At 41.4% G+C, this 10,342-nt stretch carries 8 protein-coding genes; 7 read left to right on the top strand and 1 reads right to left on the bottom strand.

Going from position 1 to position 10,342, the window contains the following annotated elements:
- Nucleotides 1–277: 277 nt before the first annotated feature.
- The 7 genes from HMPREF9072_RS03755 (at nucleotide 278) to rpe (ending at nucleotide 7,534) form a co-directional block, all read left to right on the top strand.
- Nucleotides 278–757, top strand: coding sequence for a Dps family protein (locus HMPREF9072_RS03755; RefSeq protein ID WP_009410597.1), 480 nt, complete (start codon nucleotides 278–280; stop codon nucleotides 755–757).
- A 130-nt stretch (nucleotides 758–887) separates the two neighbouring features.
- Entirely contained in the window at nucleotides 888–1,742 is an 855-nt protein-coding gene (locus HMPREF9072_RS03750) for a hypothetical protein (protein WP_009410596.1), read from the top strand.
- Nucleotides 1,735–4,023 carry a DUF5682 family protein gene (locus HMPREF9072_RS03745; protein ID WP_009410595.1) on the top strand — a complete coding sequence of 763 codons (2,289 nt, stop codon included), beginning with the start codon at nucleotides 1,735–1,737 and terminating at the stop codon, nucleotides 4,021–4,023. The genes HMPREF9072_RS03750 and HMPREF9072_RS03745 overlap by 8 nt, the downstream gene beginning before the upstream one ends.
- A 4-nt stretch (nucleotides 4,024–4,027) precedes the next feature.
- Complete coding sequence (locus tag HMPREF9072_RS03740) at nucleotides 4,028–4,501, top strand: DinB family protein (protein WP_009421924.1); 474 nt, start codon at nucleotides 4,028–4,030, stop codon at nucleotides 4,499–4,501.
- Between the two features lie 120 nt (nucleotides 4,502–4,621).
- Nucleotides 4,622–5,176 (top strand): redoxin domain-containing protein, encoded by a 555-nt coding sequence (locus HMPREF9072_RS03735; protein WP_009410593.1) that lies wholly within the window; start codon nucleotides 4,622–4,624, stop codon nucleotides 5,174–5,176.
- A 160-nt stretch (nucleotides 5,177–5,336) separates the two neighbouring features.
- Nucleotides 5,337–6,809: a Fe-S cluster assembly protein SufB gene (gene sufB, locus HMPREF9072_RS03730; protein ID WP_009410592.1), complete on the top strand. Its 1,473-nt coding sequence runs from the start codon at nucleotides 5,337–5,339 to the stop codon at nucleotides 6,807–6,809.
- A gap of 74 nt (nucleotides 6,810–6,883) precedes the next feature.
- Entirely contained in the window at nucleotides 6,884–7,534 is a 651-nt protein-coding gene (rpe, locus tag HMPREF9072_RS03725) for a ribulose-phosphate 3-epimerase (RefSeq protein WP_009410591.1), read from the top strand.
- Nucleotides 7,535–7,741: 207 nt separating this feature from the next.
- On the opposite strand, the gene topA is transcribed toward rpe, so the two are convergent.
- On the bottom strand, nucleotides 7,742–10,219 hold the full coding sequence (gene topA, locus HMPREF9072_RS03720; protein ID WP_009410590.1) for a type I DNA topoisomerase: 2,478 nt from the start codon (nucleotides 10,217–10,219) through the stop codon (nucleotides 7,742–7,744).
- Nucleotides 10,220–10,342: the final 123 nt, after the last annotated feature.

Here is a 10,342-nt window from a genome sequence, read left to right as displayed (position 1 = left end):
ATAAGCTCTCTATAAGCTAACCCCACCCTCCTCATAGCCTTTTTTCATCAAAATTCCTTTTAACCCACTTCTGATATCTTTCGTTTTTCTCCGCCTCCATTTACTAATCTGCTAATTTTCTCATTTTCTCATTCTCTCATTCTCTCATTCTCTCATTTTCTCATTCTCTACTATTAATTACCATTATTTTAAAATTAAAAAAATCTATAAATCCAGTACCTCTTCTTTGCAAAAAAACTGCTACCTTTGCACCGTAGAATTTTTAAAATAACAAATTATGAGTTTAAATACCTTAGGGCTTGATAAAGCCAAAGTAGAAAAAGAAATCGGCTTGCTAAATGTACTGCTTGCCAATTATCAAACGTATTATCAAAACTTGCGCGGTGTACACTGGAACGTAAAAGGAAAACGCTTCTTTGAACTACACGTGAAGTTCGAAGAACTTTATAATACCGCACAAGAACAAGTCGACGAAATAGCTGAGCGTATTCTTACCCTCGGTGGTGTGCCTTTTCACACTCTCGAGAGCTATGTAAAGCACACTTCTGTTCCCGTAGGCGAAAACATTTTCGACGATGATAAAACCGTACGCCTGATAATCAATACCATTAGCACTTTATTACCTTTGGAAAGAGAATTGTTAGACTTCTCCGACGAAATAGGTGATGAAGGTACTAATAATCTAATGAGCGACTTTGTAACCGAACAAGAGAAAACCGTTTGGATGCTCAAAGCCTACCTCAATGAAGTAATTTAATACTGAATTTTGATTAAACGAGGAAGAGGAATTGACTAAAAATAATCAATTCCTCTTTCTTTTTTTGCCAATTCATAATTAATCCCTACCTTTGCACAACTCATAACTCTTAATTGATAACTCATAACTAATGAAATATCTAATCACATCTATCCTATTCATCGCAACCACTATCCTCACTGCTCAACACAAAGCCCCTACCGATTGGGAACTCTCAGGACTCAAAGGAAAAGTGAAAAGTCAGCGCAGTATCCCTTACGAGGTAGTTACCCAAGGAAAAACATTCGTAAAAGGAGCTATCGACCGCGATTTGGATACAGTAGTCAAGATAGGTAACCTCGACAATCTTCAAAAAGATTTCAACCCCAATGGGTATCTTACTCAAATGCGTTTTTTCTTCAAAAACGGTGAGTTGTACAGTCGTATGGAATACTATTATAATCCGCAAGGGCAACTGTTTGAAACCCGTTACAATTCCGATAAAACCCTTTATGTCTACAACCCCGAAGGCTATCTTATCAAAGATGCGACCTATTCACCTGGGGGTTTCTTAAAAACGCATTATAACTATCAAGTAGATACCAATGGCAAAGTGCTAAAAGAGGAAACTTATCACGCCAATCAGTTAGAGTCTACCATAGCTTATACTTACAACAAACAAGGCGACCCTGTCGAGATGCGCTACTACGATGCTCAGGGCAATTTGTTGCAAAGGGTAGAAAGCAAGTTCAATAAACAGCATTTAGCCGAACGCAATCGCACTTACGACAAAGACAATAAGTTGGTGAATATTACTACCAAAAAATACAATAGTCAAGGAGATTGTATCAAACTACAAGCAGAAAATAAACTACCTCAAAAACAGAAGAATGTAGCGACTTACGAGTATAAATACGATAATCGAGGTAATTGGATTGCCAAAACGACTTTCATCAACGGTGAACCCCGACAAATTATAGAACGCACCCTCAGTTATTATGAATAACATTCACTTTTTCGGTGTAAGGCATCTGTCGCCTTCGGCAGCCTATCATTTAATCGCCTTCTTAGAGGAAAACAACCCCAAGTGTATTCTCATCGAAGGTCCTGCCGATGCTACTCCTATGATATCTCAAATAGCACAAAAGGGGGTAAAACCTCCTATTGCTATGCTGGGCTATACTACCGAATTGCCTATCGAAACAGTGCTCTATCCATTTGCGTCTTATTCTCCCGAATATCAAGCAATATGTTGGGGAGTGAAGAAGAAGGTAACACTTCGTTTCATCGATTTGCCTTCGGAGAATATGCTGAAATTGAAGCAGGAGCAACGCACGGAGGAAGAAGCCGAAAAAGCCAAAGAATTTTATCTCTACCACAATACCCTCTACAAGCAAATAGCCGAAGAGGGGGGCGAAACCGACTATGAAGATTATTGGGAACGCCATTTTGAACACAATCTCAATCCTGATGCTTTTGCACCCACACTTGCCTTGCAATCGGATGAAATGCGCCAAATGGTCATAGATAAAGAATATGAAAACGCGCCTTTCGATTTCTCGTATAATCTCATTCGTGAGGCATATATGAAACGTGAGATTGCTAAGGCTTGCACCGAGTTCAAACCCGAAGAAATAGTAGTAATCGTAGGGGCTTACCACTTATCAGGTATCCAAAACAGCTTACCTGCTATGACTGATGACGAACTTAAAAAGCTCCCCAAAGCTACCTCTCAACTCACCCTGATGCCTTATTCCTATTTGCGTCTTAGCAGCCGCACAGGTTATGGAGCGGGCAATACGGCTCCTTATTACTTTGAACTGATGTGGCAAGCGATGCACGAAAACACCCTCAATCAGCTCTCAGCTGTCTATCTTACTAAAGTAGCCAAAATCTTGCGTGCTCAAGGGCAAAATGCCTCTTCTGCTAGCGTAATTGAAGCGGTGCGTCTTGCTAATGTGCTTTCGGCTATGAAAGGCGGTACTTACCCTGTGTTGCAAGACCTCCACGATGCAGTGGTTACTTGTTTTGGTGGGGGAGACCTTGCTGTGGTAGCCGAAGCTATCAATAAGGTAGATATCGGTACGGCTATTGGGGCATTACCCGAAGGGGTGAGCCAGACGCCCGTACAAGAGGATATGAACCAAGAGCTGAAACGCTTAAAGCTCACCAACTACAAATCGGCGGTAGCGCAAGACCTCACCCTCGACCTGCGTGAGAACTTAAAAGTAAGAACCAAAGAAGCTGCTTTTATAGACCTAAATCGCTCTACATTCCTCCATCGCTTGGAAGTGTTGGGCATTCACTTTGCCACCCAGCAGCACGTACAGCAGGATAAAGCCTCGTGGGCAGAGAAATGGGTGTTACAGTGGAGTCCTGAGGTCGAAATAGAAATTGTAGAAGCTAACCTTAAAGGTGAAACGCTTGAAATAGCCACAGCTTTTGTACTCAAAGAACAGCTCAACGAAAGCACCGACCTTTCAGTAGTAGCTAAAATCATTAGGCAGGCTTGCGAATGTCAGCTTACGCATATTTTTAGCAATGCGCTCAGCACCTTGCAACGCCTTTTGGTAGATAGTAATAGTTTTGCCGAAACTGCCTTTGCTGCACATGAGCTCTCGGTGCTTATACAGTACGGTGATTTGCGTCAGTTCAATCTCGAACCGCTGAAACCTATCTTGCAACAGCTTTTCCTCCGTGCTTCGTTATTACTGATAGATGCTTCATCTTGTGATGACAAAGCCTCTAAACAAATAGTAGAAGCTATCAATACTATGGAGTTCATAGCCGAACAGCAATACGAATTGGTAGATACCGAAACGTGGCAAAAAGAACTTACCCACCTTGCGTGGCGCGACGATGTGAACACCAAGCTCTCGGGGGTAGCCTTTGCTATATTGTTAGAGCACAATTTAGCTACTGAAGAACAATGCGGAAAAGAAGTGTCACGCCGTCTTTCAGCAGGTGTCCCCGCCGATTTAGGAGCCTCGTGGTTTGAAGGCTTTTCAGGAAGAAATAGATACGCATTGCTATCGCGTACGATTATATGGCAAGAGTTAGACAACTATGTACGCCAATTGGACGAAGAGCAGTTTATGCGCTCAGTAGTGTTCTTGCGCCGTGCTTTTTCCGATTTTGAGCCTAACCAAAAGAACAGTATCGCTGAACTTTTAGGAGACCTTTGGGGTACTGGCAAAGAAGCTACTGCCGAACTTTTACAAGAAGTGCTTACGGAAGAAGAAAATACTAAATTAGACGAACTCAACGACTTTGATTTTGATTTTTAAATATATGAAAGAAGTATTTACCTTATACCGAAAATTGCGTGAGCGACAACTCAAATTGCTCAATAGCTTTACCCCTGAAGAATTAGCAATCATTCCTGCGGGCTTTAAAAACAATATCTTGTGGAATCTCGCTCACTGCGTGGTTACCCAGCAAAATTATTGCTATGCCAATAGCGACCTGCCTACTTATCTCACCCCTGAGTTTGTAGAGCGTTATCGCAAAGGCACCATCCCCGATGGACATATCCCTACTTCTGCCGAGATAGAGGAACTAAAAGAGCTTCTCATCAGCACTGTAAATTGGCTCGAAACTGATTATCAAAAAGGAATTTTTAAGCACTATAATCATTATGTAACGGGCATAGAGTACGAACTCAATACTATTGAAGAAGCTATTTACTTCAATATTTCACACGAGGGAGTACATTTGGGAAGTGTATTAGCTTTAAAATGTGCAATTACAGGAAGCAAAAAGTAATTGATTATAAATTAAATAGATGAGTAACACGAAAAGCTATTTGATGTCTGATATTGAAGTAAGTTTCTCAATTAGAAAAAAAAGTATTACCTTTGCAATCGCTATCAATAAAATTAGTTTATGAAAAAACGTACCATACTCAACCTACTACTTATTCTTTTTGTGATTTCTTTCTTTATAACTCCTTTGGGGTACGAAAGTAAGATATTACTACAGCGTGTCTTTGCTGGCTCGGTAGATATTATTCCCGCTGATAAAGCTCGTAAAATAGACTTCGATTGGCAACTGAAAGACCGCAATAATGTGCAGTTTAACTATTCCCAAACCGAAGGTAAGAAACCATCATTTGTATACTTTTTCTCTTCTTGGCGTGAAATCAGTGTAGCCGATCTTTATGCAGTCGAAAAACTCTACGATGCTTATAAGGATAAAGTGGATTTTTATATCATCACCAATGAGCTCCCTGAGCCAGTAGATGAAATGATGCAAAAGCGCAATTTTCATTTCAAAGTTACCTACCTCATTATCGAAGCTCCTAAAAAACCTTTTGACCCCGATAAGATTCCTGCAGGTTACATAGTAGATAAAAACGGTTATGTACGCGCTCAGAAAGACGGTATTGCACGCTGGAATAGCGATGCAGTACATCAGTTGTTAGACAGTCTTACCCAATAGCTTAACTATAGGCAAACTCTATCTCTCAAACAAAATAATTATAAAGATAGTATTTTAGATTCAATTTAAAGTACTATCTTTGCGCTTTGTAAAATCGCATCTCGGTATAAATAAGAGGAGTTTTTACCTCTTATCTCTTACCTCTTATCTAAAAGGAATTATGGCTAAATATACAGAAGAAGAACTTAAAGAAGAATTAGAAAACAGCGAATACAAATACGGCTTTTATACAGATATCGAATCAGAAACTTTTCCTAAGGGGCTCAACGAGGAAGTGGTAATAGCCCTTTCTAAAAAGAAAAACGAACCCCAGTGGATGACCGATTGGCGTTTAGAAGCTTTCCGTGCGTGGCAAGCGATGGAAGAGCCTCCTCATTGGGCAAATCTCAAGTTTGAAACTCCCGACTTTCAAGATATTGCTTATTATTCTGCTCCTAAACAGAAACCTAAACTTAACAGCCTTGATGAGGTAGACCCTCAGCTATTGGAAACTTTCCAAAAACTCGGTATCTCTCTTGAAGAACAAAAGCGCCTTGCGGGAGTAGAAGAAGAAAAACCTGCCGTAGCAATGGACGTAGTGATGGACTCCGTTTCAGTAGCAACTACTTTTCAAAAAACATTAGCAGAACGAGGCATTATCTTCTGTTCTATCTCCGAAGCGATACAAAAACACCCTGACTTGGTGCGTAAGTACCTTGGTACCGTCGTACCTAAAACCGATAATTTCTACGCAGCTCTTAACTCAGCAGTCTTCTCTGATGGGTCTTTTTGCTATGTACCCAAAGGGGTGCGTTGCCCTATGGAGCTTTCTACTTATTTCCGTATCAATCAAGCAGGAACAGGACAGTTTGAGCGAACCCTCCTCATTGTTGATGAAGGTGCTTATGTATCGTATTTGGAAGGATGTACTGCTCCACGTCGCGACGAAAACCAATTGCACGCCGCAGTGGTAGAACTCATCGCAATGGAGGGAGGCGAAATTAAATACTCTACCGTTCAAAACTGGTTTCCTGGAGATAAAGACGGTAAAGGCGGTGTATATAATTTCGTAACCAAGCGTGCTTTGGCTGAGAAAAATGCCAAAATATCGTGGACACAAGTAGAAACAGGCTCTGCTATTACTTGGAAATACCCTTCAGTAGTGCTCAAAGGGGATAATTCTATAGGCGAATTTTACTCAATTGCGGTTACTAACCACTTTCAGCAAGCCGATACGGGTACTAAGATGATACACTTAGGCAATAACACCAAATCTACGATTATCTCTAAGGGTATTTCGGCGGGAAAATCACAAAACAGCTACCGCGGATTGGTGAAAGTAGTGCCTAATGCTAAAAATGCACGCAATTTTTCTCAATGCGACTCTCTATTGATGGGTAACCTCTGTGGAGCGCATACATTTCCTTATATAGAAGCTAAAAATCCTACTGCTCAAATAGAGCACGAAGCTACTACCTCTAAGATTGGTGAAGACCAGATTTTCTACTGCAATCAGCGGGGTATTGATACCGAGAAAGCGATTTCACTTATCGTAAATGGCTTTGGCAAAGAAGTGCTTAACAAACTGCCAATGGAGTTCGCTGTTGAAGCTCAAAAACTCTTAGAGATTTCACTAGAGGGCAGTGTTGGCTAATGACGATGGTATACTAAAAATTGCTTTTGCTTCATAAATAAATCACTAAACATTAATCATTAAACATTAAAAATATGATTCTCGCTCCTTCATTATTAGCTGCCGATTTCGGTAACCTGCAACAAGCCGTGGAAATGGTAAACACCAGCGAAGCTGATTGGTTTCATATCGATATTATGGACGGTGTTTTTGTGCCTAATATCTCTTATGGTATGCCCGTGCTTTCAGTGATTCACAAACACGCTACTAAGCCGTTAGATGTTCACTTGATGATTATTGACCCCGACCGCTATATTAGCACTTTTGCTAAGCTCGGTAGTGATATACTTACTGTGCATTACGAGGCGTGTACGCACTTGCATCGCACTATACAAGCAATTAAAGCAGAGGGAATGAAAGCAGGGGTAGCCCTCAATCCGCATACACCTGTCGCTTTGTTAGAAGATGTTATTCAAGATATAGACGTACTCTTGCTGATGAGTGTGAACCCTGGATTCGGTGGACAGTCATTTATTGAAAATACTTATAAGAAAGTGCGTCAAGCTAAAGCACTTATTGAACAAGTAGGGGCACACGCAATTATAGAAATAGATGGTGGTGTGAGTTTAAAGAATGCCAAAGCACTTGTAGAGGCAGGTGCTGATGCCTTAGTAGCAGGCAGTTTTATCTTCAATGCTACTAACCCTACTCAAACGATTGCGGAATTAAAAAAAACAGTATTATAAATATCAATCAAGGATTAAATAACTTATTGATTATAAACCTCCCCCCAGCCCCCTCCAAAGGGGGAGATGTGACGCAAAAAAGACTATGAAGTTGTAAATCAGAGATAATCATTTCTCAGATTTACATTATAAAAATACTTATTTTATGATACAAAATAGGCTGTCAAGAAAGAAATCTTATCTTTTTGATAGCCTATTATTATTGTATTATTTCTTCTTAGAAGTGGCTTTTTTAGGTTTAGGCTTTTTCTCGGTTAGGAGGGCAAGAGCTTGTTCTTTGGTGAAAGTTGCTATATCGGTGTCTTTGGGGAGTTCTACTTTGGTTTTACCTTTGAGGAGGGTAAAACGTCCCCAGCGAGCTTTCTCTATACGGATAGCTCCTTCGTCCCATTCTTTCACTACCTTTTCCGATTCTTTTTTGAGCTTATCTTCTATAAGTTCTTCTACATCTTGCTGACTAAGATGGTCGAAATTGTACTTTTTGGTAACGTTTATATAAGTGTTGTTCCACTTAATAAAGGGACCAAAACGACCTACACCTTTGGTAACTTCCACTCCTTGATAGGTGGCAATAGGAGCGTCAGCTTTTTTCTTCTCGCCGATGAGTTGCTTAGCCCGCTCGAGAGTTACACTGAAAACGTCTTCACCTTTATCAAGTGATATGAAAGCATCGCCGTAGCGCACATAGGGTCCGAAACGCCCTACATTCACTTCTACATTCTTACCATCGACAATGCCTAACTGACGAGGAAGCTCGAAGAGTTTGAGGGCTTCTTCAAAAGTAATCGTTTCGATAGACATACCTGCCAATAGACTTGCATAAATAGGCTTTTCGGCATCGTCGGGATTCCCTATTTGCGCCATAGCTCCATAACGACCTAAGCGTACGCTGAGAGGGCGACCTGATTTAGGGTCGGTACCCAGCACGCGTTCACCTGTTTCACGACCTGTATGCTTTTCAACATTTTCTACTACGGGGTGAAAATGATTATAAAACTGTGTGAGCATCTTTGTCCAATTCTCAGTGCCTTCGGCTATTTCGTCGAAACTATTTTCTACTTTGGCAGTGAAATTATAGTCCATTATCGTATCGAAATGGGAGACGAGAAAATCGTTTACTACACTACCTATATCGGTGGGAACGAGCTTACCTTTATCGGCACCTACTCGTTCGCTAAGGGTTTGTGTTTTGATAGTATTGCCTGCAAGGGTGAGTTGCTGATAGGGACGCACTTCACCTTCGAGTGTGCTACGTTCCACATATCCGCGGTTTTGAATCGTAGAAATGGTAGGAGCATAAGTAGATGGGCGTCCGATACCGAGTTCCTCTAACTTTTTCACCAGCGAAGCCTCAGTATAACGAGGTAGTGGACGAGTGAAACGCTCGGTAGCAGTAATATAGCGATGCGTAAGAGCTTCTCCTTTTTTGAGATTGGGGAGCATTCCTTCTTGTTCTTCTTCCTCGTCGTCGGTACTTTCTAAATACACTTTTAAAAAGCCATCGAACTGTACCATTTCGCCATTGGCTACGAAGTGTTCTTTGTGCTTATCAGCTTCTATTTTTACGGTAGTGCGCTCTATTTGAGCATCTGCCATTTGTGAGGCAAGGGTGCGTTTCCATATCAGTTCGTATAGCTTATTCTGATCGGGTTCAGCAGAGATAGAAGTACGACTCATATCGGTAGGACGAATGGCTTCGTGCGCCTCTTGTGCGCCTTTGCTTTTAGTGGCGAAATTGCGCACTTGACTGTACTGAGCTCCGAAGAGTTGCACGATAGCGTTTTTGGCAGTGTTGAGCGCTTCTTGTGAAAGATTCACGCTATCGGTACGCATATAGGTGATAAAACCAGATTCGTAGAGGCGTTGGGCTACCGTCATTGTTTTGCTTACTGAGAAGTGCAGTTTGCGTGCGGCTTCTTGTTGGAGGGTGGAAGTAGTGAAGGGGGGCGCAGGCATTTTCTTGGCTGGTTTGGTTTCTAATGATTGCACTTTGAAATGCGCTCCGATATTCTGTTGCAAGAAGTTTTCGGCTTCGGCTTGTGTGTCGAAATTCTTAGGCAAAGAGGCTTTTACAACTTTGCCTTCTGAGGTGATAAATTCGGCAGTAATTCGGTAAGAGGATTGCGTTTTGAAGTCTTGTATTTCGCGTTCGCGTTCTACGATAAGGCGTACTGCTACCGACTGTACGCGTCCTGCTGAGAGTCCGCTTTTAATTTTTTTCCACAGTACGGGAGAGAGTTCATAGCCCACGAGGCGGTCGAGTACACGGCGTGCTTGCTGAGCATTCACCAGATTATAATCGATACCACGAGGGTTTTTAATAGCGTTTTCAATAGCCGATTTGGTAATGGAGTTAAAAACGATGCGTTTGGTATTTTCCTTTTTTAGTTTGAGTGTTTCGGAAAGATGAAACGCAATAGCTTCTCCTTCACGGTCTTCATCGGAAGCGAGCCATACTACTTCGGCTTTGGACGTGAGTGCTTTGAGTTCTTTTACAAGATTTTTTTTGTCGTTAGAGATGAGGTAATTAGGTTTAAAACCGTGCTGTATATCTACGCCCAGTTCATTGGAGGGCAAATCGACAATATGCCCATAGCTGGATACTACTTTGTAGTCCTTACCTAAGAACTTTTCAATGGTTTTAGCCTTGGCAGGCGACTCTACAATCACTACATTCTTAGCCATACGCTTGTTTGTTTTTTGAGTTATTGGGTGCAAAAGTACAAAATAATTGCAAAATAGCAATGAGGGAAATGCCAATAATACCGGAAATGCCAGTAATCAACTTTGCCAAAGGTGCGAGCCGCA

Source organism: Capnocytophaga sp. oral taxon 324 str. F0483 (assembly GCF_000318315.2).
In the GTDB taxonomy this organism is placed as follows: Bacteria; Bacteroidota; Bacteroidia; order Flavobacteriales; family Flavobacteriaceae; genus Capnocytophaga; species Capnocytophaga ochracea.
Note: the sequence above shows the minus strand (reverse complement) of the source record. Positions and strands in the feature narration are given on the sequence as shown.

Coding starts and splice junctions, on each gene's coding strand:
- HMPREF9072_RS03755 (WP_009410597.1), top strand. CDS start 278: ATGAGTTTAAATACCTTAGGGCTTGATAAAGCCAAAGTAGAAAAAGAA.
- HMPREF9072_RS03750 (WP_009410596.1), top strand. CDS start 888: ATGAAATATCTAATCACATCTATCCTATTCATCGCAACCACTATCCTC.
- HMPREF9072_RS03745 (WP_009410595.1), top strand. CDS start 1,735: ATGAATAACATTCACTTTTTCGGTGTAAGGCATCTGTCGCCTTCGGCA.
- HMPREF9072_RS03740 (WP_009421924.1), top strand. CDS start 4,028: ATGAAAGAAGTATTTACCTTATACCGAAAATTGCGTGAGCGACAACTC.
- HMPREF9072_RS03735 (WP_009410593.1), top strand. CDS start 4,622: ATGAAAAAACGTACCATACTCAACCTACTACTTATTCTTTTTGTGATT.
- sufB (WP_009410592.1), top strand. CDS start 5,337: ATGGCTAAATATACAGAAGAAGAACTTAAAGAAGAATTAGAAAACAGC.
- rpe (WP_009410591.1), top strand. CDS start 6,884: ATGATTCTCGCTCCTTCATTATTAGCTGCCGATTTCGGTAACCTGCAA.
- topA (WP_009410590.1), bottom strand. CDS start 10,219: ATGGCTAAGAATGTAGTGATTGTAGAGTCGCCTGCCAAGGCTAAAACC.